This is a genomic window from Jeotgalibacillus sp. 10bf12 (genome assembly GCF_055597105.1).
The window spans coordinates 1,075,435-1,097,261 of record NZ_CP200276.1 but is presented as its reverse complement, the minus strand read 5'-3'; the positions used below and the strand labels follow the sequence as shown (position 1 = coordinate 1,097,261).

Genomic DNA, 21,827 nt, shown 5'->3' with positions numbered 1-21,827 from the left:
ATCCGGGTCAATTGTAGAAAAATGATGACGAACTGTACCCGGAAACTGCCGAATGGTCCCAGGATATTCCCCGGGAAATACTAAGAAACGCCAAGAAGTTCCTTTAATTCCGCAAGCTTCGCACGGGACAGCGGAATGACACTGCTTTCTCTATCATTCAGCTTCAGACTATAACTGTTTTTTGTCCATGTGATGATTTCCCTCACCTTTTGCAGGTTCACGATGTAAGAACGGTGGCAGCGGTAAAAGCCATATGGACGTAGTTGTTTCTCGAGCTCCTGAAGCGTTAATGTACAGTTGTATCCTTTACCAGCTACATTTACCTGTGCAGATCCATCTACACTTTCAACGTAATCAATTTCAGGAGGGTTAAACAGGATCGTTTTCCCTTCATGTTTTGTCTGGATTTTTTCAATCCTGATCACCGGCTGATCTTCTTGAATAGGTGCAGCTTCCTCTTCATTAAAATCCATTTTATGTAAACCACCTTGATCAATTCGATAAATATCTTCCGTCACAAGGAGCAATTCTTCCAGGTTATGTCCAAGCAGCAAAATCGTTTTCTTTTCATCTCTCATTTTGCTAATCAGATGCGCCATCACCTGTCTCCCCTCCTCATCCATTCTGTCAAAGGGTTCTTCTATCACTAAAAACTCTTTCGCATACAAATAAGGTCTGAGAAAAGACAGGCAATTTCTATGGCTCTCTGAAAGGTTCTTCACTTTTGTCTTTTTTACATGCTGCAGACCAAAGAGAGCTACCATTTCTTCGACAGAAGCTGATACCCCGGAAAGATCTTTATGATAACGAAACGTCTCCTCTACAGTTAAACGCAAAGTCAGCCCTTCATGATTTCCATGAAGGTAACCTATATGTTTTAACTGGTCCATAATGATCTGCGTTCGCTTAACATCTGTATATATACCGGTAAGGCCGGCATCAAACGTAAAAGAAGGAATCACCGTATGGCTGCCCTCTTTTACTTCAGTGATTTCAATATTCATGAACTGACTCCTTTATCACATAACTTCACATACCTCTTTCATTATTCTACAACTTATTACATAATCCCTTTGGATATTTTACAAATTTTGATTGGATGCGAAGGCAGGGGTCAGACCCCCGTCTTCGCAAATCAGAAAATATGTAAAGCACACTTTACGTAAAGGATGCTTTACATTATAATGAATTCCAGAGGGGAATGTGGTACATGAAAAATAGAATGAAAGAGCTCAGGCAGGTAAATAGCATTTCTCAGGAGCAAATGGCACAGATGCTTGGTGTTTCAAGGCAAACTGTTATTTCGATTGAAAAGGGTCGCTATAACCCATCCCTGCCGCTTGCGATTCAAATTGCACGATGTTTTGACACTTATGTGGAAGAGGTTTTTTTGCTGGAAGATAAAAAGGAATAGAATGTTTGGAGGATTTTGTTATGCAGATGAGTAGTAAAGCTGGAAGTAGAGCGTTTTTGATATTTGGTTTTATGTTTCTTACATATAGCTTATTAATTAGTTTTGCAACGATCTCAACAGGAAACTTCTATGTAGGTCATGAAGCAGTTTTTATAGGGACAACCATTATGTGTTTTTGTCTTTCTTATCTTTATCCTCAATTCAAGGAAAATGATGAGCGCACCAAAAGGATCAAAGAACGCGGAATGTTTTTCAGCTACTTTTTCATTTTAGGATACATGCTGATTCTTATGACTTTATTTCAATTTGAAGGCTTCATGCTGGATGGTTATCAGACTGTTAGTTTGCTGGCAGCATTGTCGATAAGTACTGTTTTTGTATCTTTTGTGGTGTTGTCGAAGCGTTACTAGATAAAACACTTATAGTATTCTAACATTTGAACAAGTGTATTTTAAGTATGGCTGTGGTAAACTATACATATAATAAAAAAGACCAGGTGCTGAGCACACCCGGTCAATGCAGCTGTCATCCGCATGAAGTGCGGTTGACCAGTAAGAGCCTTTAAGTGTTACAAAGAGTAACCACTCAGCTTCTTAGTCGGTAGCGGAGGGTGGTTACTTTTTTTATTGGTGTAAAGAGCAACCAAAGCTACAATAGCTGTTGTTGCTGCAGCAATAAACATGCCAAATTGAAATAACATATTCATCGCCTCGTAAGTCACCATATAAACACCCCCTTTCTCAGGGAGTGCCAACCGCCCATCCGCTTTAGATAGCTGCAACTTATATTTTATCATGTTAATTTGATAGAAGTAAGAGACGTATCAGTTGTTTTTGCGTCATCATCTCACAATTAATATATCTAACCCTGCCTCTCCAGCAACTCAATCAACCCTGCCACCTCTTCAGCATCACCAGTCTCAATATAAACTTCCTCTGCACCTTCGATGATCTCAATATAGAAATTCACATCCTCTACCGGGTATACGCCATCCCAACGCTTTGGCACGTTATATACATTGATTGTTCCATCGCCATTACCGCTGTATGTAATTGACCCTTCTACCAGTCTTGAGCCCGATAGCTGTATGACATCTTCGGGATACACGTCACTTGTTTCATCTTTTGCATTCAGTGGTGTGCCTGCAGGAATGTTCTCAACATATAATCCATCTATATCCTGGTTTGGACCAAGTTGAAGCCAGACGCTTGCATACTCAATCTCCTGAGCTGAATACTGTGAAAGTACCTGTTCCTTTTCTTCAACACTGATTTCTGTTCCACCCTCGCTCTGTTCTTCTGTCTCAACTGACTCTTCTTCAGACGCTACACCATCCGACTGCACTGTATCCTCTGCCTGTTCAACAGCCGTATTGCTCTCTGAAACATTTGATTCATTTTCATCAGCGTCTGTGTCAGAACAGCCCACTATGAGCAAAAGCAGGACACTTAAGTATATATATTTCTTCACTAACTTCATTTTGAAAAACACCTTTCTTTAAGCTCTTTTTAGCCTTTTAGAAAATTTGATCACCACAAATACAGCAATCGCGAGCAGGATGATATAAATCACTCTCGAATAGATCTCCATATACTCCACAACAACATCCCACGAATTTCCGAGTGATGCGCCGAGGGAGACAAGTACGATATTCCAGATCAGCGTGCCAAGTGTGGTCAGCAACAGAAACAGTGGGAATTTCATATTGGACATTCCTGCAGGAATAGAAATCAGACTGCGGATCAGCGGCACGAAACGGCAAAAGAATACCGTACACGGTCCGTACTTGTCGAACCAAGCATCCGCACGATGGATATCTTTTTTAGTCACGCGGAGCAAATGTCCCCACCTGTCCACGATCTTTTCTAATTTTTCTACGTCAAGCTGAAGTCCAACCCAATAAAGGATTACCGCTCCAATCACAGAACCAGCCGTTGCAGCCATGACCACGCCAGGTATTGTCATTGAAGAATCAACTGTCATAAACCCTCCAAACGTCAAAATAATTTCTGAAGGAATTGGAGGAAAAACATTTTCAAGTGCAATTAACAACATCACGCCCAAATAACCATATTCACTCATGATGTCAGTCAGCCAATTTTCCATATGTACCCCGCTTCTTTGCTTAATTGATGCTAATATTTCAATAGGATTAAATCCAACTTCTGTAAATCAGACGTTCTACTAAGATATAAGTTCCAATACTACTATTCTTTTTGCAAAAAAAAGCGAACTCTTAATTTACACTATTGATTAGTGTGAGATTAAGAGTTCGCTATACTGATCCATGAAGACGCGATATCTAAGCCCAATCTTAATATCGTATTATTCTTTCAGCCGAATATGATAGAATCTCATATTCTCCAAATTCCCTTCATACTCAAAAACGCCTTCACGGATCAGCTCCTTCAGCCGGTACTCAAGAAATGCATCTCCAGTATACTCATCCACGTGACCAATGATTTCTCCTATCAGCCTCGCCGACGGAAAGAAGTTTTGCTTTCCCTTTTCCTTGTGCAGCCTTTTTGCGTATTTGATAAAGAATGGATCCAGATAGTTTTCTGGAACTTCACGAACGTCACTATTAAGCCAGACTCTGAGTGCTTCTTTGCTCACAGATTGATCGAGCCATTCTTGTTCAACTCTTTCTCTATCATGATCTGTGAGTAAAACATTCGCTCCTTCTTTATAAATTTCAAGGAGTTTTTCCGGTATGATTTCTCCTGAATGTCGCAGGGTTTGACGAACTTCGGGTGTATCAAATAATTTCTGATGAGCAACAGTTGTGTTAATTAACGTAATATCAATGTCTTTTCCCTTCAGTAAATACATCACATAGCGCATGCCTGTCTGCTCATGGGCATTCTCAGCTGACCAGATGGTTACATGTTCTCCGGCAGGAATCTCCCTTATTTCTTTAACTGATTTCCAAAAACGTTTGTTATAATCAGGATAATCGTCATACAAACCAGTTGTAATCTTTTTCATCCATTCTAATCTTGATTTAATACCTGCTTCTTCATGCAGCTGCAAGACTGGCCCTACAGAAAATGTATCCCAAAACGAAATAAGCTTCGGTCTCTTTAGTGCGATCTTAAGAGAGCCCGCTGCTGATGCTCCAAATAGTATATGAATCATATAGTCAACTCTCTTTCAGCCCGAAGGCAAGGGGTCTGACCCCGGCCTTCACTCCACGCCAATCTTATCCAAAATAAACGCATAACACTCAGCCGCTTCCTTCAAGTGATCAAAGCGTCCTGACGCACCAAAGTGCCCTGCTCCCATATTGGTTTTCAGTACAAGAGTGTTGTCATCTGTTTTCTTCGTGCGTAGTCTCGCTACCCATTTCGCAGGCTCCCAGTAAGCAACACGCGGATCGTTCAGACCGGTTGTAATATACATGTGCGGATATTCCTTTTCCTCCACGTTGTCATACGGGCTGTAAGTTTTCATATAGGTATAATCCTCTTCCTTCTGCGGATTCCCCCACTCATCCCACTCAAGCGTCGTTAATGGAATCGTGTCATCAAGCATCGTTGTCAGCACATCGACAAATGGCACTTCAGGGACGATTACTTTAAATAATTCTCCTGCCATATTCGACACACCGCCTACAAGAAGCCCTCCGGCACTGCCGCCCCGTGCAGCCATTTGATCAGCTGTTGTATAGCCTTCTTCGATTAAGAAGCGGGCTGCATCAATGAAGTCTGTAAACGAATTAAGCTTGTGATGTGTCTTTCCGTTTTCATACCAGTGTCTGCCCATTTCGCCGCCACCACGCACCTGAGCTGTTACGAAGACAACGCCTTTTTCTAAAAGCGGCAGACGGTATGCATTGAAATAAGGGTTATTATCCATCCCGTAGGATCCATACCCAGTCAGAATCAGTGGTGCTGGTCCGTTATCAAGTGCACCTTTTTTATAGCTGACCATGAGTGGTACTTTGATGCCATCTCTTGCAGTTGCCCACAGCTGATGCTGATTGAATGCTTCCGGGTCATATTCTCCGTTAACTGCCGCAGTGTGGATCGCCTGCTTTTCACCTGTTGCAATCTGCAGGCTGTAAGTTGTGTCCGGTGTTAAAAGTGATTCGTAATCTACTAAAAGCTCATCAGAATCATAGCTTTGACCACTTACAATGGACAATGTATAAAGCGGTTCATCCCACTCGAACTGCTGCAATTCACTATTTTCAAGTACCCAGACCTGTGTCAGCCCCTGTTCACGTCCGAATACGAAAAGCTTGTCTTGTGTTGGATACACAGCTTGAAGGTAACGGTTTTCATCATAAGGAACAACTTCCGTACGCTTAGAAAGATCCGATACCGGACAGCGAAGCAGCTTAAAATTCAACGCGTCTTCATTCGTCAGAATTAGCAGATCATCACCCCAGTGATCAACATCATACTTAATTCCTCTGCGGCGCTCATCCACCAGCTGAACCGGCGTGAGCGGATTTTCCGCATCAACCAAACGGACTTCCTCTGTCATCGTTGAACTTGAGTGGACAGTGATATACTTCCCACTTTTCGTCTTCGCAATGAATAACGCAAAAGTGACTTCCTTTTCCTCATATAAAAGCTCATCCGCTTCCGTACTGCCAACCTCATGACGCCACAGGCGGTAAGGACGCTGCATATCATCAATTGTCACATAGAAGATGTACTTGCCGCACTGGCTCCATTCCACACTTCCAAAAATATATACGTTTTCTACTCTGTCAGAAAGTAACTCTCCTGTTTCCAGGTCCTTAATATAAATCGTATAACGATCTGATCCGTCACGATTATCAAGGTACGCAAGCCTTGTCTGCTCTTCATTCAGCCGCTGCAGCGTCACACTCAGATAATCGTCATCCCCTGCAAGCTCATTTAAATCCAGTATGACTTCCTCTTCAGCCTGACCCAGAAGCTCACGGCTCTCAGCCTTCTTACGCGCATATATTGAATACTGCTTATCCTTTTGCTCGCGTGAATAGTAGAAGTAAGGACCATTTTGAACCGGCACTTTCTCTTCTGATTCAGGTACGCGTGCCACCATCCCGTCAAAAATTCCATTCGTCTTTTCTTCAAGCGGCTTCATCACTTCACCAAAATACTCATTCTCACTTTCAAGATATGAAACGACTTCAGGATTTGTCTTATCCTTCATCCAGTAATAATCATCTTCACGAATATCGTTATGCATATCGTGCGTAAAAGGTACGCGCTTGGCGATCGGTGCTTTCATGTAAAATCTCCTCACTTAAATTAAGTTTTGTCTGAAATACAGTATTTTGAAACTTTTGTAAATGAATTACGTATGTAAATTAAATTGATCTACCCACTCTGGAGGTGACATAATTGAAAAAATTTATGCTATTCACATTGACTACTATGATGCTTGCCGGCTGTTCATTTGAAATCAATGAAGTTGATGAAGAGCAGGATGATCCTATTTCATTTGAAGTCATTGAGAATGATGATGAAGAGTAACTCCCTGCTTCTCGCCATCCAAATAAATGACGTTTATTACATATTTAAAAAGCACTATTACTTTTTAACATAAAAACCTTCATATGGTTATGATATCCAAAAACCATATAGAATGCTATATTTATCAAAATATTTTGAACTGATTATGTCTTTTAGAAGCATCTTGATCTATTACTAGAAAAACTTAAAATCAAATATATTAACATGTCTTATAACAGCTATTTTTCATATATAAAACAACCGGAGAGTATCTGCTCTCCGGTTGTTTTATATTAATGATGATGTCCGCCTGATGCCTCATCAGATTCACCTTCAAGGACCATCATTTCTTCATCTGTCAGCTGCCCCAGTCCAATATATTTCCCGGGCGTAACAGGCTGGCCCTCAATTTCAGTAGACAACCTGACCTCATACAGCCCATCTTCTGCATCAGTAAGCGGCACCTGATACAAACCACTGCTTACGTATTCAGCTTGCTCACTCCAGCGTTCTCCTCTATACGAAATGTCAGCTGTAACAGTGAGTTCATCTACCGGCTCTTCGCCCTGTCTGATATAAAATTGAAAAACCGTATCGTCATTCTCATCATTTCCGGCACCGATTTCTACACTGATTCGCTCAGTACGATGATAGTCTTCTGCATTATCCGGTGCATCAAGCAGACATCCGCTCAGAAGGAACGTGAATAAAAAGAGCACAAGCATTTTCTTCATCATTGGTCCTCCTGTCGTATGTTAAAAAATCTGCGCATCCATGCCACTCTTTTAAGCAATAGAACATCCAGTAGAAAAATAGCGAGCACCGACAGCCCTACAAGCGGGAAAAACAGCGAAAAGCCAATCAAAATCACAAATGCCCATTTAACTTTCCGGATTGGTAATGCCTTAGGTGCGCCAATGCTGTCTGAAGGCTTCCTATTCAGCCACATCCATAATCCGGAGATGACAATTGTGATCAGACCCAAACAGATCGCAAGCCCAATCAATTGATTCCATATCCCGTATTGAAGGCCTTTATGAAGCGTAATGCCAATGGCCATCATTTTTCCGACAGGCTCGTAGTGTTTGTAACGATAATCGGCAAGCACAGCCCCGGTATATTGGTCCAGGTGAACAGTTGCTTCATCTTCAGCACGGTCCGGGAAAGCAGATAAAGTGTAGACCCCCTCCGGTCCACCAGGGAAGTAAACCTGATAACCCGGGTAGATATCCAGACGTTCTGCCTGCTCTACAGCCTGATCAATTGTGACAGGTATGTATGCTTCACCTGTGACTGATTCCGGAACAGGTAATTTTTCCGCTGCCCAGACAACATCAGCCACATCCTCTGTACTCACCTCAGACACTGGGGCATCTCCCACCCAGACTGATGGCGGGTAACCAACCCCTGCGTTTGTTGCGATCCGCTGTGCACCATCTCCCCAGAATCCGGTCCAAAGCATACCGGTCATCAGCAGAAAGACAAGTCCCGCTGATATCCATACTGCCGGAACCACGTGAATATCACGGATGGTTGTACGCTTATTCTTTTTCAGACGCGGCAGCAGTGTGCCCCAAAGCGAAGGCTTTCCTCTTGGCCAGAAGAGATAATAACCTGTTGCAATCAGAATAATCGTCCAGCCTGCCACAAGTTCAACAATCCGATCACCAATCGTTCCTGCCATTAATTCTCCATGAATTTTTTCAATGATATCCATGATTCGCTCATCATCATTTAACTCACCAACCATGTATCCATTATACGGATTCATAAAGATTGTCTTTGACACGCCATTATCTGATATGCCAATCTCTGCCGACCGCTCAGGAGAATCCCCTGGACGGTAGCGGGTAATCACTGCATCATCATATAACGCCTGTACATTCGATACCAGAACAGAAGGCGCCACCTGCTGCCCTTCATCCTCAATCACATACAAATCCTCGTATAAATAATCTTCGATGTTCCATTTAAATAAATACACTGCCCCAGTGACTGCGAGCACCAGCAACACAGGCGCCATGATAATCCCGGCATAAAAATGCCAGCGCCAGATTGTCTGATACGCTTTCACTGATTTTTTTCCATTGTCAGCCATCCATCTTCCTCCCAACGTAAACATAAGTATATCTGAAGAAGAAGTCAGTGTGGAATTTGCTGAAAGATTGATAAATTTGTCTAATAGTGTAACTTTGCGTTTAATCAATCCGTACATAATGGAATGGAGGGATCATATGAACCCAAAAAAATTAATCTTTGCGTTATTTTTCATTATCAATCCGATTCTCTATTTTACTATATTCGCCTTTGTCATGCCGTATTTCAACGGTCGTTCTATCCTGGAGTCAGGCGACACAGCTCTTTCAAACATTGCCATCTATTCAGTTACAATATCGATTTGCTGGCTCATCAGCTCTGACAAACTTGAAGAGGCAATTGAAGCTGACATGAAAGCGAAGAAAGAGAATCAGACCTGACTTTACAAGCAAATCATTATCATCAAATGTTCATCCACGTTAAAATATGGGTATTGTACATAGACATTTATTGGAGGGATTAGACGATGCAAAAGACAATTCAGTTAGTTAACCGCCCGAAAGGTACACCGACACATGACGATTTCAAGTTTGTAGAAGCGCCGATTGGTTCACCTGAACAGGGTGAAGTCCTGATCCGCACAGTCTACATTTCAGTTGACCCGTACCTTCGCGGCAGAATGAATGAAGGAAAATCTTATATTGCACCATTTAAGTTAGATGAAGTACTTTCAAGTGCTGTGATTGGCCAGGTTGAGGAATCCAAATCAGATCGCTTTTCAAAAGGCGACGTTGTGATCGGCTCACTTGGCTGGCAGGAGTATTCTGTTGTAAAAGAAAACGAAATCCGTAAAGTTGATCACAACCAGGCTCCTGCATCAGCTTACTTGAGCGTACTCGGCATGACCGGCATGACTGCATACTTCGGACTCCTTGATATCGGTAAGCCGAAAGAAGGCGAAACGGTTGTTGTATCTGGAGCTGCCGGTGCGGTTGGTTCTGTTGTGGGACAAATCGCTAAAATTAAAGGCGCACGTGTAGTCGGAATTGCGGGATCTGATGAAAAAATCAGCTACCTGAAAGATGAGCTTGGCTTTGATGCTACCATTAACTATAAGACGGAAAATGTTTATAAGGCACTGAAAGAAAACTGTCCTGATGGTATTGACGTATACTTTGAAAACGTCGGCGGAGAAATCGGCGATGCGGTACTGCCACTGCTGAACAACTTTGCCCGAATTCCTGTCTGCGGTGCGATCTCAGGCTACAACAAAGCTGAACGTGATATGGGACCTCGTGTTCAGGGCTACCTGATCAAGACCAGCTCACTGATGCAGGGCTTCACAGTCGGCAACTATTCTTCACGCTTCAAAGAAGGCGCAGAAGCACTTGCAGGCTGGCTTGGTGAAGGAAAGCTGAAGTATGAGGAGACTGTAACTGAAGGCTTTGATCATACAATTGATGCTTTTCTTGATTTGTTTGAAGGGAAGAATCTTGGTAAGGCAGTTGTAAAAGTTAGTGAGATAAAATAATCGTCAACGCCCTGTCTGCTTTGAATGCGGATAGGGCGTTCTTATTTTTAAAATGAATTAAGCTGCATGATGTTAACGAGAAAACCACTAAAAATACAATCATTATCATTTTTCCGCAGATGAAAGTCCATTTTTTATATGCGATTCTGATGCTGAGAAACGATAAGTACATTCCGCTTACTAGAGCACATTCAGACACTTATTTCAGAGTATTCAGATAATGTATAAGTCCTTTGTCGGGTATAAAATAGAGGTGTAATAACACCTAATAAAAGGAGGAAAAAAGAAGATGGAAACCGATGTCAATCTATTGGTTTTGGCTACACAATATATGTTCTGGGTTGGGTTCGTTGGAATGGCTGCTGGGACGTTATATTTTCTTGTGGAGCGGAATAGTTTGGCACCTGAATACCGATCCACTGCAACCGTGGCAGCGCTCGTCACATTCGTTGCAGCTATCCATTATTACTTTATGAAGGATGCAGTCGGAACGTCAGGTTTGTTATCAGAAATCACTGGTTTTCCAACAGAAATACGTTATATCGACTGGCTTGTCACCACGCCCCTGCTACTCGTGAAATTTCCGTTATTACTCGGACTTAAGGGAAAAGCAAGCCGGACACTCCTTATCTCATTAATTATCGCTGACATCATCATGATTATTGCTGGTTACATCGGAGAATCATCAATCAATATTGCGGGCGGCTTTACACAGCTTGGCCTCTGGAGTTATGTCATTGGATGTATTGCATGGCTTTATATCATTTATCTGCTGTTCACAAACGTGACAAAAGCAGCAATGGACAAGCCCGCTCCGATTCGAAAAGCTCTTTTACAAATGCGCCTTTTTATATTAATTGGTTGGGCCATTTATCCAATTGGCTATGCCGTTACGCTTTTTGCTTCAGGAGTAGAGGTACAGCTTGTACGTGAACTGATCTATAACTTTGCTGACTTAATCAATAAAGTAGGGTTTGGTCTGGTAGCCTTCTTTGCAGTTAAGACGATGTCCACTGTAAAAAAATCTCAGCTTTCATAAATAAATCACAAAAAGAGCATCCTGAGGGGTGCTCTCTTTCGTGGAGATGTCTGGTTTACTAAGTTTATTATTGAACACTTCTATTACGGCTTGCGCTTCGGCATCCAAACCCGATTGTGATTTTTGGTATCAGGGAATTCATCCCCAGCCTCAAGTTTGATCTGAGCTGGATCATTCACCTGACTTCCTGTTTCTCCAATCTCAACATAATAGCCATTATTCGGCGCTTTTTGTCCAGGCTTAAACTGATGGTTTTGCCCCACAATTTTCACTCCTTTTTCCCGTTATGATGACCCGCTTTAATCAATTTATCTTTTAGAGATAACAAACCTGCACCTGCCCGAACGATCGCAAGCGTGCTGGCATATTGTCTGGTGATATCAAGCTTTTCAGGTACGGCAACTTCCTTAAAATATGGCAGTGCATCACCGGGTTGATACCAATCTCCATTCGTAAAAACATGCTCTTGATTTTCCCATGCCTCTTTTAACTCCGGACTAAAAATACCTTTTCCACGCCGGGAAGAAAATACTTGCGGCCAGTAGTCCGATCTTGATCCTGTATGCGGCTTGTTCTGCGCAAAACGAAGTATGGTTTTCAATTGATATGGAGAGTGATACAGCATGCCATACAATTTCTTCCCAAGCTCAATTCTTTGTTCAAGCGGCGCAAAATGACTGACATTCAGACCGATTACTCTCACCTGCTTTTCCATCTCATAAGGAAAAATCACATGGTTCAGATGGAAAAATTCCTGATATTTAAACGTGAATGATTCATATACATGCACGCGGTAGTAAACATTCGATATCAGCCGCAATTCGATATAATGTTGTTCGTTGATAATCAGTGCGGTCGTCAGCAACTTTGAATTTTGCTGCTGCAGAAATTTTCGCCACACAGGTCCCATAATAGCTGAGACGTCAAATTGAGAAAGCAGATGCATATAATCCTTTTTGGCTTCCTTGCTTTTCTCATACAAAAGTAACTGCGGGTAGGCATCATGAAAAATGAAAGCATTGGCTTTTTCTAAAAAGGTAAAAAAATCTGTCCTCGAACGTTCAGTGAAAACATGTTCAAGGAGACTTCCCTTCAGATCAGTCATATTCCAGCCGCCATTTCTGGACACCAGATGTGCAAGAAGTGCCCAGTGAACCTCCGGATGCTTACAGTAAAAGCGAAAATATGCGACTGTTCTGGTGACATTATTGAGGTTCAGTAAAGCGACTTTTTTTTAATGTCTGTAACGATCGTTTCCTCTTCAGGGGTGAGAGGATGAGCAGTTATTTTGTCAGAATACATAGGTACAAAACCTTCTTTCTACTAGCAATCATTAGTGGAGCTGATTTAGCTTCTCTCTGCTTTGTGCTAAAGTCTCTTGCAGTTCCAGAATCGGCTTACTGTTTCCTCTCGATTGAATCGCATTTGTGCAGCTGCGTTCAGCCGTTTCAATTTTTTCAAATGCTTCCTTAATTCTTTCTTCTTCAGGGTTTGTTCGCGCCTGCCTCACTGCTTCTTCTGCATTTTCAACTGAATTGTGAAGCTGGATGATGACCTGATCTTCTTTCCAGCTCATATCTGTCTGCTGATCCATTTCTGATACCTCCACTGTTTTCTAATTCTTACGATGGCTGTCAGTGATCATTTTTATGCGTCAGGCTGAAAAATTTGGATGAACATTTAATAAATAAAATCAGGGAGGCTGTCCATATTAGTAAGGTACCTTATCTAAAAGGAGGTTTTTCTGTTGAGTCGTTCGAATCATCAAACGCCATCAAAGAACAAAAGATCTCTTCCTCAGACGCCAAAAGGAATGAAGGTTGATCATGAAAGAAACAGAACTGAGGAATTTGCTCAGGAACTGGGTATCCATGGTGAGACTGATTCCGGTTGCGGGTGCGGGGTTAATAAGGACAAAAAGCATAGCGAAAGATAAGAAAAAGAAGTCAGGCTAACAGGCCTGGCTTCTTTTTCTTATAAAAGCTTTATTCAGTGATGACACTCATGATTTAAACTACCAATCCTAATGCCAGTATATTGACAGATAATCACGCATATAATAAAATGATCTTAAGTGATCAGGCTCATTCCCTTACGAGGGGTGGGCTATTTTTTTTGGAGTTGATAAACATGAAACCGTTTAAAACGCACCAAGAACAATTAAGCATCCTTGTATCTAGAGGGTTGGAAATTAAAGACCCTTTAAAAGCACAATACATTTTAGAAGTTGAAAATTACTACGGAGTCATCAACGGGTACAAAGACTTTTTCTTAAAAAAAGATAGTAAAAACCAAAATGTTTCTCCTGAAAAGTATAAAGAAGGAGCTACATTTGAAGAAATATATCAGCTTTATAGCCTGGATAGAAGTTTAAGGAATGTAATTTTAGAACAGCTACTTAAATTTGAAAGCAATATCAAGTCCAAAGTTTCATATCGTTTTACTGAGGAATATTCTGAAGCACATGCTTACTTGATTCATAGTAATTACACTAGAGACCCGAGAAAGTTAAAGGACGTATTAAATCTGATATCTACAATTTCAAATACCATATCGAAAAAAGGGAAAGATTCTAATAATCCAATTGGTCATTATTTGGATAAGCATTCCGGTGTCCCACTTTGGGTACTTGTTCATTACCTTTCTTTTGGGAATATGCAGTATTTTTATGCCTGTCTAAACGATTCTCTTAAAAATGTAATCGCTAAAGACTTTTCGTCATCTTTTTATAGAGAGCACAATAGCGCTATTCACTTTACTCCAGACGTACTTGAAAATATCTTAAAGACTTTCACCTTTTTCAGAAATGTTTGCGCTCATGAAGAACGACTTTACAATTTTAAATTGAGAAAGCCTGCCCGGAGTGGTCAAATTGCGGGTATGTTAAACATCCCTCATCACCTTTTAGATAAAGGTAACCTATTTACGGTTGTATCTTTTTTGAAATTAGTTCTTACACGTGAAGAACACAATTTACTAGTAAATAAAATTGAACAGTTGTTTGCCTCGCATCGACCATATTTTATATCAGTAGATTTTTCTTCCATTCAAAATGAGATGGGATTCATGGAAAACTGGACAACTTACTTTGATTCTTAAAATGTTCAAAGGTATATATTGGAGTTAGTTATTTGTATGAGAACAATTTAACTAACTCCTTGTTAAATATCACCTTGATGACAACTCATCGCCTCTTCTAAAAACTCCAATACTTCTTCTCTAATCGGATAAAAATGTAGCGAGGCAGATGCACTTTCTGATTTTCTGACACCCCAAAATTTTTCTTCTAACTCTTTATCACCACCAAACATTTCGTCAGCTAACAACCTTACATCTTCTGCGATGATCTGCCCTTCTTCGGATACCGGCAAATCTCCTCTCTTAACACAATACTCAATTCTTTTTATGATTCTGATCCATTTATTTGTTGCTTCAGCATCTTCGTTTAATTTTGGCAGTGCTTCCTGCAGATCTTCCGCTTCTTCTTCTGAAAAGTGATCACTCCAGGCAGCTTGCTCCTGTCCACGTTTCACCAGTGAAAATATTTGATCCCAATCTGGCTTTCCGGTGATACGGATCTCATTTTTTAAAGAAACTGTCTGTGCAATAGATTCTTTTATATGTAAAAGCTGCTCGTTAAGACTATCCAGATGCCTTTCTAATATCGCTTCAATTGATTCTTCAGCAACAATTCTCCTGACTTCATCAAGCGGAAGATCCATTTTCTTAAGCAGCAATACTTTTTCTAGCATCACCAAAGAATTTTCACCATAAATCCGGCGGCCACCTTCTTCAATTTCTAATGGTTTTACTAAATCAATTTCATCGTAGTACCTCAGCGTTCTGACTGAGATATCGAACATCTTTGCAATCTGTCCTGTAGTCCACATGATTAAATTCCTCCAATGTTTTTCTTGCAGGTGACGTAACGTTACCACCTATACTACATGAAACAAGTCATTTGGAGGTTATTACCATGAAGAAATGGTCAAATTCTACTTTTATCATTGCAATTGTTTTTGCGCTGCTAGTCGTACCTTTGATATTCGATCACTTCATCTCGAATTTACTGGCACGATCAATCAAGGATTCATTACTACACGGACTGGTACTCGCTGTGTCGATTACCTTCTTAACTCTTTACTTAATCTTATTCAAAGAAAAAGGAACGCTTCGTGCATTAGGCGTTAAAAGGTTACAGCTAAGTCATGTTAAGACTGTTGTTATATGGTCAGTCATCCAGATCACCATTGGGATATTTTTCGTTATCATCCTGGAAACTTTAGCTGGTGGTTCAGGTAATGCAAAAACCGAAAGTCTTGAAAACCAGACTTTGATCATGTTCCTGCTGGCTTTTACTTCAGCAGCCATTATATCTCCTTTGTATGAAGAGCTTTTTTACCGGGGCCTGATCTACACGTGGCTGCGACAGCGCACTTCCATACTTCCATCTATGCTAATCAGTTCTGCTATTTTTACGGTAGTACATATCCCTACATACAATACACTTCCGATAAATTTTGTAGCGGGATTGATCACTGCCTGGGTGTATGAAAAAACCGGTACAATTCTGAGCAGCATAATTGTTCATGCTTCGTTTAACGGATTAGCAGTGGTGATTACCTATTTATTCAGGTGAGTACGTGCAGTTATTTTCCAATTACCCGAAACCTCTCTCTAACTTTTTCGTAAAGATAGTAAAGGGAGTGACGTTGATGCCGAGATGCACAAACTGTTACACTAAATGGAAAATAAGTGATATATGGAAGCTTGGGTTTTCAAAAGATGGACGGAACTGCCCTGCTTGTGGAAAGAGGCAATATATTTCTTCTGAGTCACAGAGGATGATGACAATAGAATTCTGGAGCGTGCTGTTTATTCTGTTTTTACCTTTTATGATTAAGTTGACTGACAAGGATGAACCGTTGTGGTAACCAGCTTAGGATATGGAAAGGATGGAGAGATTAATTGCTGAAGATTTTCAGGCGTTCATTGCTCATCGGGGTTTTGATTTTTATATTCACTGCGTTCCTTTTCGATCTGTTTGACGCTGCCCGTCCTTTTCTCACTGCTTTAATTGTTGCGGTGATCCTTTCTGAGATCTTGTTTGCTTATCGAATTGATCAGTATAAGAAAAAAGGTTCCTGGTGAGTCACACCTTTTATGCTGAAAAGGAGGTTAAGTATGTGGAAAAATGTAAAACTACTGGCCCCGCTAGCTTTATTGGTGATTTCAATCATCCTTCTTTATGAAGAAGAACAGGATGAAGTACTTTGGACAGGGATTCCTTTTGAGGAAGATGGAGAGACTTTACTGGATATAGAGCATGAGATCACAGACAGCAAGTCCATTGAAACAGTCAAAAACATTATTTCTCATGAAGAGGTCGTCACCCAGCCATCAGATTCCGGAGTTGCAGATGCATATTTTTATTTAAGTTATCCGGAAGATGAAGAGGCTGAGGATATTAAGCGTTTTGTATGGTTTATGCCTGATGGAGGGGCTGTTTTAACTGATGAGGTAGACTATTATCATTTGAATACAGATCAGACGGAAGAGTTGAAAATGATTCTGATGACGGGTGAATGACTGGGTTCTATTTATTTTAACTATAGGGGGCTTAAGTTTGAAAAGAAAGCTTTTTAGAGTAAGTGTTGCTTTCATCGTTTTGATAGGAATCGGATATATGTTCTATGATACCGAAAGAACGGAACGTGCAAGTCATTTGGAAGAAAAAAGACAAGAAGTAATGGATAAAGTGACAAATCATTTAAGCCATTTCAACCCTGCTCTTGATGCTTTTGTTGATGAAGATTACAAAACGGTAATCGCTTCTAAGATTAGTTCAGAAGGGATCGTTGAATATAATAGAGGCTTGGCAAAAGATAAATCCCCATTAGGCCATTATATAATCATATATGATTTAAATCGGATGGAGATTGTATCAGAAGAGATAGAAATTACTAATCCTGATTACACTGAAGAATGGCGGGAGTTTCAGGAAGAAAATTAAAAGTGAATGTGATTAATTGATACGCCAAAAATGCTGAGTAAACTGAAGCTGCGTATTGGATAAATCGATCAACACACTAGAATCTCATGTATGGCTGATAGTTAGTATTAAAACTGATGGGGCCTGATTCAAATCAGAAACTTACTAAAACTTTCCCCGCAGTGAACATTCATTTTCATCTGTATATCCCCCTTCTATTTAACAGGTAATCCTGCAGACAATCTTCATGCTGTATGTTTACTAGCGGAGGTATATGTTCCGGATCAAAATAACGTAATTCAAGTGTCTCCTTGTTCTCTGCTTTCAAATCACCACTACTAGCATGCGCTTTAAAGAAAAACAAAATGGACTGCACCTGGTCCCCATTAGGGTACTCATCAAAGTATTTTGTATATAATCCAATCAGGTAGTCTGTTTTAATATGAAGTCCAGTTTCTTCAAATACCTCCCTAGCCGCTGCTTCCTCTGCAGATTCACCCAGCTCCATCGCACCACCTGGAAATCCCCACATATTTTTGTCACTTCTTCTCTGCAACAGGATTTGTCCATCCTCATTTGTCACGCAGGCACCTGCAAAGTTTAGAAAAATCCGTTCACGACCGACTTTTTTTCTGATCCAGTTAATGTAGTTCATGTGCCCTCCGTTTATATCAGTATGCATGTTTATAAAAAATACTGATTTCTTTTGTCATTTAATACACAAGATTTTTTAGGCTATAGCCCTTTTGGAGCAAATAAGTGATGAACTTTACACCACAGAAGCAACCTGATATTTCATGACAAATACTCCTCTTCATTTGCCATAAGATATTTGCTCATCAGGGCTTTGAACAGCGGGCATAAAGCCTCTACTGAATTCGATTCGGATGTATTAGAATCTGTTCAATCGAAGGGCCTTCTGACAAGATAATGGTAGACTGCTTTAGTAAACTTAACTAGTTTGAATGATCATTCTAACCAAATCATCCAGCGTCCCAGAGCACTTCCTCACCTCCGGCAGATGATAAAACGTACTCGTCGTCTCAGGATTGTTCACCGCTTCATCAGGTGAATAAAGAAATACCTGCTTACCGTAACCAAGCGCAATCCCCATTTCAATGTGAGTTCCTTTGCCCCCAGGGAGCAGTACGATAAGAAAGTCTGCATCAATGACCGCGTCTTTTTCTTTTTGACCAATCGACTGCAGTTCTTCAATCGTTGAAGCTCTCTCATTGACCGTCCAGTCATAAGTCAGTTGATAGCCCTGCTCAATCAGGCGCTGGCCAACATATTGGACTTTTTCTTTATTAATAAATCCTGAAGCTATGTAGAATTTCATCGTTTACCCCCGTGATGATTGATTATCTTTGTTCGAGATATACTTTTTGAAAAATGGCCATTAGGACTACACTATGCCATTCAGCATTTCGGAACAGCTGATCCTTCTGCTCCCCTTCTTTTTCAAAACCAAGCTTTTCATATAGCCGTACTGCACGCTCGTTGAATGAAAAAACACGCAAATACACCTTATGCAGATTCAATTCTTCAAAAGCGTACGACAGAAGCAATTGCATCGCCTCTTTCCCAAACCCTTTTCCCCACTGATCTGCTTCTCCAAGGTCAATCACACACTCTGCATTTCTGTTTTTGTAATCGATATGAATAAGTGAAATAATACCGATAGGCTGGGCTGTCTCGTTCAGTTCAATCATATAACTCTTCGCATCAGTTGCTCCTGAAATCATCTGGATGAAAGAAGCTGTATCCGCTTTTGTATACTGGTCCAAGGTCGGGCTTGTACTCTTCATGACCTCGGTATTGTTCCGCCAGCTGTGATAGATCTCTGTATCTTCTTCAGTTACTTTGCGTAATGTAATCCTGTCAGTCGAAAACATTGTCACACCTCTGCTTTGGATGATTTTTCAGAAACGGTTTATGTTCTCCTCACCGTCACTTTCCCTTCCTGATCCTTTTCATTGTCCCACTCCACCTGAATTTCAAAAGTACCTTCTTCAAAAAACAATGGAAACCTTCTTTTAATGGAATCCATCATAGGAAGCTGAGCAGCTTCTTCAATCGAAACCCAGACCGGCTTACCTTCAGGTGCGTTCTCCAATAATTCCCCCGTATAAGTGCTGGAGATATAGTTAAAAATCATATACCGGTCATTTTTCTCCGGGTTCACATATTCATAAAGGCCTTTATAAATGAGATCGCTCACTTCTAACCCGGTTTCCTCTTTTACCTCTCTGATTGCGGATGCTGTAAAGCTTTCAAGAAACTCTACCTTACCACCGGGAGGGATGAAACCTTTGTGATCATCATGCTGTCGATCAAGTAACAATACATCATCTCCACTCCGCACCATACAGACTGTCCAAAACTTAACATTCATATGACTCACCTCAAACCGATTTTCATTTGGCTCCTGCAGCCCATTTATTTCCTCTATGTCACCTGAAATACTGCACAACCTTCCCTTTACCATTCTCCACTTCAACCTCAGCATAGGCCCCATTTATAAATGTAACCTGAGGCGGAACGTGACCGCAGTCAACGTCATAAACAATTGGAATCTGCAGTTCTTCTGCAAGATCCTGATATAAATCGGCTACAGTGTATCCATCAACCTCATGATTCGCGTCGCTTCTGCCAAACAGGATTCCTGAGCAATGTTCAAACCACCCGGCAAGCTTCATCTGCACAAGTGATCGTCTCAGGTCAGTCGCTGACAGCTCACAGTTTTCAAAGAACCAGAGAATCGGCTCGTCCTGAATAAATGTTTTGCGAAAAGCAGCTACATTGCCAAAAGGCGTGCCAATCAAGTGCCTGATGACATCCACACAACCGCCAAGCAGACGCCCTTTTAATGTCTCGGGATTCCCGGACACTGTTTTCCATTCGGTCTGTTCTGTCAGATCAAAAATATGCGGTGTTGGATTTTCAAAATCCCATTCTTTTTGATAAAGGGATGATGAATATTGTGTAACAGACTCACCCTCTTTTGTAAGCAGGACGCTTTCCCACATTGCTGTCGTCGCGTCCATCGATTCGCCTCTCAGATCAACCAGATTGGTTCCATGAGCAGTCGCGATTCCCTTAGTGAGTGTGATCGCGAGCAGTAGTACACTCGTATCTGAGTAGCCGAGTATCCATTTAGGTGGTATCAAATCAAAGTCGAGATACTCCATCGCCTCAAGTAGCAGCTCACCACCCCACGGCGGGATGACAAGGTCTACGTCCTCATTTTGAATGATTGCGTGAAAGTCTTTGGCGCGGACATCTGCAGGGGCTGATTTTGCCTTATGCTGTGTCCAGGCTGTTCCACCGAAAATTAGCTGGTAGCCTCTTTTCTGCAGCTGCTTGTCTGCTCGTTTCAAAAGAGGGTGCAGCGCTTCCGGCACACCTGATGATAGAGCTGTGACGCCGATTGTTGCGGGTTTATGTAGTGTTGGGTATTGGATCATGTTGGCATACCTCCTTTATTAAAATGTAGTGATTGTGTTGTGATGGGGGACCGGGCATGATTTGGCGTTCAGGCGGAATCCCTTCAATTTGAGCGTTATTCCTTCAGGTTGTGTGATGATTCCTTCAATCCTGAAATGATTCGCTCAAAATCGAAAATAATCCCTTCACTAGCAGTATGACAGTGCTTATTTCATTCATTCTGATAACGAATCCCTTCATCCAGCTAGTTAATCCCATCAACTTTGCACGTCATTCCATCACGGCCGTTTTACCGCTTTTCCATCGAAAAATACTCCTTATGTAAATAGCAGCTTCGACATATAATACTCATCAACCATTCTTCCGTTAATCTTCAGCGACTGCCTCTTCGTTCCTTCAACCTCGAACCCCTGCTTTTTATAAAGCGCGAGACCTGCTTCATTCTCTGTAACAACCGTTAATTCAAGTCTTGAAATCCCATTTGCAGCCGTCCATTCCTCCATCTGCTGAAATAACTGAGTGCCGACGCCTTTACCACGATATTCCGGCAGTATACCAATCACAAGATATGCAGCATGCCTGTTCCGCTTCGCACTCCCGCCAATTGCGAACATATAACCGGCAAGCTGATCCTGATCTTCAGCCACAAGCACAGTGGAGTTCGATTGCTTTTTAATCTGTTCAATCTGTCTCAATTGCTGTTCAGGCGCTGTTTTGCGTTCACCAGGCTCCATCATCATAAATTCCGACTTGCTCTCTACCTGTTGGATCAGCTGTCTGAAGTTTTCAGCATCTTTTGTTTCTATTTCTCTAATTAACAAATGGACCAACTCCTATTTCATTTTTAGCTAAGTTCAACTAAGCACGATTTACAGAGAAATGTAAAAAATACTGATAACCTTTATAAAATGAAA

At 41.2% G+C, this 21,827-nt stretch carries 29 protein-coding genes; 11 read left to right on the top strand and 18 right to left on the bottom strand.

The genetic code is table 11. The features are described 5' to 3' along the window. Positions 1-80 precede the first annotated feature (80 nt). Positions 81-1,004, bottom strand: coding sequence for a LytTR family transcriptional regulator DNA-binding domain-containing protein (locus DH10bf12_RS05530; protein ID WP_471737523.1), 924 nt, complete (start codon positions 1,002-1,004; stop codon positions 81-83). Positions 1,005-1,210: 206 nt separating this feature from the next. Here DH10bf12_RS05530 and DH10bf12_RS05525 point away from each other — a divergent pair, with 206 nt between their 5' ends. Together DH10bf12_RS05525 and DH10bf12_RS05520 are read left to right on the top strand one after the other, a co-directional pair. Continuing rightward, positions 1,211-1,414, top strand: a complete 204-nt coding sequence (locus DH10bf12_RS05525; RefSeq protein ID WP_471737522.1) for a helix-turn-helix transcriptional regulator — start codon at positions 1,211-1,213, stop codon at positions 1,412-1,414. Positions 1,415-1,434: 20 nt separating this feature from the next. Next, complete coding sequence (locus tag DH10bf12_RS05520) at positions 1,435-1,824, top strand: hypothetical protein (RefSeq protein WP_471737521.1); 390 nt, start codon at positions 1,435-1,437, stop codon at positions 1,822-1,824. A gap of 158 nt (positions 1,825-1,982) precedes the next feature. On the opposite strand, the gene DH10bf12_RS05515 is transcribed toward DH10bf12_RS05520, so the two are convergent. From DH10bf12_RS05515 to DH10bf12_RS05495, 5 genes are all read right to left on the bottom strand, one after another. Beyond that, positions 1,983-2,138, bottom strand: coding sequence for a putative holin-like toxin (locus tag DH10bf12_RS05515; protein ID WP_471737520.1), 156 nt, complete (start codon positions 2,136-2,138; stop codon positions 1,983-1,985). A 137-nt stretch (positions 2,139-2,275) separates the two neighbouring features. Next, positions 2,276-2,893 carry a hypothetical protein gene (locus tag DH10bf12_RS05510; RefSeq protein WP_471737519.1) on the bottom strand — a complete coding sequence of 206 codons (618 nt, stop codon included), beginning with the start codon at positions 2,891-2,893 and terminating at the stop codon, positions 2,276-2,278. 18 nt (positions 2,894-2,911) lie between these two features. Beyond that, positions 2,912-3,520, bottom strand: a complete 609-nt coding sequence (locus DH10bf12_RS05505; protein WP_471737518.1) for a DedA family protein — start codon at positions 3,518-3,520, stop codon at positions 2,912-2,914. Between the two features lie 219 nt (positions 3,521-3,739). Further along, a complete protein-coding gene (locus DH10bf12_RS05500; protein ID WP_471737517.1) occupies positions 3,740-4,552 on the bottom strand; it encodes a DUF1835 domain-containing protein in 813 nt (270 codons plus the stop codon). A gap of 48 nt (positions 4,553-4,600) precedes the next feature. Then, positions 4,601-6,643 carry a S9 family peptidase gene (locus DH10bf12_RS05495; RefSeq protein WP_471737516.1) on the bottom strand — a complete coding sequence of 681 codons (2,043 nt, stop codon included), beginning with the start codon at positions 6,641-6,643 and terminating at the stop codon, positions 4,601-4,603. Positions 6,644-6,756: 113 nt separating this feature from the next. Here DH10bf12_RS05495 and DH10bf12_RS05490 point away from each other — a divergent pair, with 113 nt between their 5' ends. Then, positions 6,757-6,888 (top strand): hypothetical protein, encoded by a 132-nt coding sequence (locus tag DH10bf12_RS05490; protein WP_471737515.1) that lies wholly within the window; start codon positions 6,757-6,759, stop codon positions 6,886-6,888. 272 nt (positions 6,889-7,160) lie between these two features. Here the strand turns inward: DH10bf12_RS05490 and DH10bf12_RS05485 are convergent, their stop codons facing one another. Further along, on the bottom strand, positions 7,161-7,601 hold the full coding sequence (locus DH10bf12_RS05485; RefSeq protein WP_471737514.1) for a hypothetical protein: 441 nt from the start codon (positions 7,599-7,601) through the stop codon (positions 7,161-7,163). Further along, entirely contained in the window at positions 7,601-8,965 is a 1,365-nt protein-coding gene (locus DH10bf12_RS05480) for a PepSY-associated TM helix domain-containing protein (RefSeq protein ID WP_471737513.1), read from the bottom strand. Before DH10bf12_RS05480 ends, DH10bf12_RS05485 begins: the two co-directional genes overlap by 1 nt. A 136-nt stretch (positions 8,966-9,101) precedes the next feature. On the opposite strand from DH10bf12_RS05480, the gene DH10bf12_RS05475 reads away from it, so the two are divergent. The 3 genes from DH10bf12_RS05475 to DH10bf12_RS05465 all read left to right on the top strand — a co-directional run bounded on the left by DH10bf12_RS05475 (position 9,102) and on the right by DH10bf12_RS05465 (position 11,474). Next, on the top strand, positions 9,102-9,344 hold the full coding sequence (locus DH10bf12_RS05475; RefSeq protein WP_471737512.1) for a hypothetical protein: 243 nt from the start codon (positions 9,102-9,104) through the stop codon (positions 9,342-9,344). A gap of 86 nt (positions 9,345-9,430) precedes the next feature. Beyond that, complete coding sequence (locus DH10bf12_RS05470) at positions 9,431-10,435, top strand: NADP-dependent oxidoreductase (RefSeq protein WP_471737511.1); 1,005 nt, start codon at positions 9,431-9,433, stop codon at positions 10,433-10,435. 289 nt (positions 10,436-10,724) lie between these two features. After that, entirely contained in the window at positions 10,725-11,474 is a 750-nt protein-coding gene (locus DH10bf12_RS05465) for a bacteriorhodopsin (protein WP_471737510.1), read from the top strand. 83 nt (positions 11,475-11,557) lie between these two features. Here the strand turns inward: DH10bf12_RS05465 and DH10bf12_RS05460 are convergent, their stop codons facing one another. From DH10bf12_RS05460 to DH10bf12_RS05450, 3 genes are all read right to left on the bottom strand, one after another. Next, positions 11,558-11,737 (bottom strand): YjzC family protein, encoded by a 180-nt coding sequence (locus tag DH10bf12_RS05460; RefSeq protein WP_471737509.1) that lies wholly within the window; start codon positions 11,735-11,737, stop codon positions 11,558-11,560. 5 nt (positions 11,738-11,742) lie between these two features. Further along, positions 11,743-12,693, bottom strand: coding sequence for a DUF2515 family protein (locus DH10bf12_RS05455; RefSeq protein WP_471738194.1), 951 nt, complete (start codon positions 12,691-12,693; stop codon positions 11,743-11,745). A gap of 114 nt (positions 12,694-12,807) precedes the next feature. Further along, positions 12,808-13,068 (bottom strand): hypothetical protein, encoded by a 261-nt coding sequence (locus DH10bf12_RS05450; protein WP_471737508.1) that lies wholly within the window; start codon positions 13,066-13,068, stop codon positions 12,808-12,810. 153 nt (positions 13,069-13,221) lie between these two features. On the opposite strand from DH10bf12_RS05450, the gene DH10bf12_RS05445 reads away from it, so the two are divergent. Continuing rightward, positions 13,222-13,410, top strand: a complete 189-nt coding sequence (locus tag DH10bf12_RS05445; protein WP_471737507.1) for a hypothetical protein — start codon at positions 13,222-13,224, stop codon at positions 13,408-13,410. Between the two features lie 194 nt (positions 13,411-13,604). After that, positions 13,605-14,573 (top strand): Abi family protein, encoded by a 969-nt coding sequence (locus DH10bf12_RS05440; RefSeq protein WP_471737506.1) that lies wholly within the window; start codon positions 13,605-13,607, stop codon positions 14,571-14,573. A gap of 62 nt (positions 14,574-14,635) precedes the next feature. Here the strand turns inward: DH10bf12_RS05440 and DH10bf12_RS05435 are convergent, their stop codons facing one another. Then, positions 14,636-15,364: a MerR family transcriptional regulator gene (locus tag DH10bf12_RS05435; RefSeq protein WP_471737505.1), complete on the bottom strand. Its 729-nt coding sequence runs from the start codon at positions 15,362-15,364 to the stop codon at positions 14,636-14,638. An 86-nt stretch (positions 15,365-15,450) separates the two neighbouring features. Between DH10bf12_RS05435 and DH10bf12_RS05430 the strand changes: the two genes are divergently transcribed. The 3 genes from DH10bf12_RS05430 to DH10bf12_RS05420 all read left to right on the top strand — a co-directional run bounded on the left by DH10bf12_RS05430 (position 15,451) and on the right by DH10bf12_RS05420 (position 17,487). Then, positions 15,451-16,113, top strand: a complete 663-nt coding sequence (locus DH10bf12_RS05430) for a lysostaphin resistance A-like protein (protein WP_471737504.1) — start codon at positions 15,451-15,453, stop codon at positions 16,111-16,113. Between the two features lie 545 nt (positions 16,114-16,658). Then, positions 16,659-17,063, top strand: coding sequence for a hypothetical protein (locus tag DH10bf12_RS05425; RefSeq protein WP_471737503.1), 405 nt, complete (start codon positions 16,659-16,661; stop codon positions 17,061-17,063). A gap of 37 nt (positions 17,064-17,100) precedes the next feature. Further along, on the top strand, positions 17,101-17,487 hold the full coding sequence (locus tag DH10bf12_RS05420; protein WP_471737502.1) for a hypothetical protein: 387 nt from the start codon (positions 17,101-17,103) through the stop codon (positions 17,485-17,487). A 175-nt stretch (positions 17,488-17,662) separates the two neighbouring features. On the opposite strand, the gene DH10bf12_RS05415 is transcribed toward DH10bf12_RS05420, so the two are convergent. From DH10bf12_RS05415 to DH10bf12_RS05390, 6 genes are all read right to left on the bottom strand, one after another. After that, entirely contained in the window at positions 17,663-18,121 is a 459-nt protein-coding gene (locus tag DH10bf12_RS05415; RefSeq protein WP_471737501.1) for an NUDIX domain-containing protein, read from the bottom strand. Positions 18,122-18,418: 297 nt separating this feature from the next. Further along, on the bottom strand, positions 18,419-18,805 hold the full coding sequence (locus DH10bf12_RS05410) for a nucleoside 2-deoxyribosyltransferase (RefSeq protein ID WP_471737500.1): 387 nt from the start codon (positions 18,803-18,805) through the stop codon (positions 18,419-18,421). 22 nt (positions 18,806-18,827) lie between these two features. Then, entirely contained in the window at positions 18,828-19,361 is a 534-nt protein-coding gene (locus tag DH10bf12_RS05405) for a GNAT family N-acetyltransferase (RefSeq protein WP_471737499.1), read from the bottom strand. A 38-nt stretch (positions 19,362-19,399) separates the two neighbouring features. After that, on the bottom strand, positions 19,400-19,861 hold the full coding sequence (locus DH10bf12_RS05400) for an NUDIX domain-containing protein (RefSeq protein WP_471737498.1): 462 nt from the start codon (positions 19,859-19,861) through the stop codon (positions 19,400-19,402). Between the two features lie 58 nt (positions 19,862-19,919). Continuing rightward, a complete protein-coding gene (locus DH10bf12_RS05395) occupies positions 19,920-20,933 on the bottom strand; it encodes a S66 family peptidase (RefSeq protein WP_471737497.1) in 1,014 nt (337 codons plus the stop codon). Positions 20,934-21,230: 297 nt separating this feature from the next. Beyond that, the gene (locus DH10bf12_RS05390) at positions 21,231-21,734 is read right to left on the bottom strand and encodes a GNAT family N-acetyltransferase (protein WP_471737496.1); all 504 of its coding nucleotides are present in this window, start codon (positions 21,732-21,734) and stop codon (positions 21,231-21,233) included. Positions 21,735-21,827: the final 93 nt, after the last annotated feature.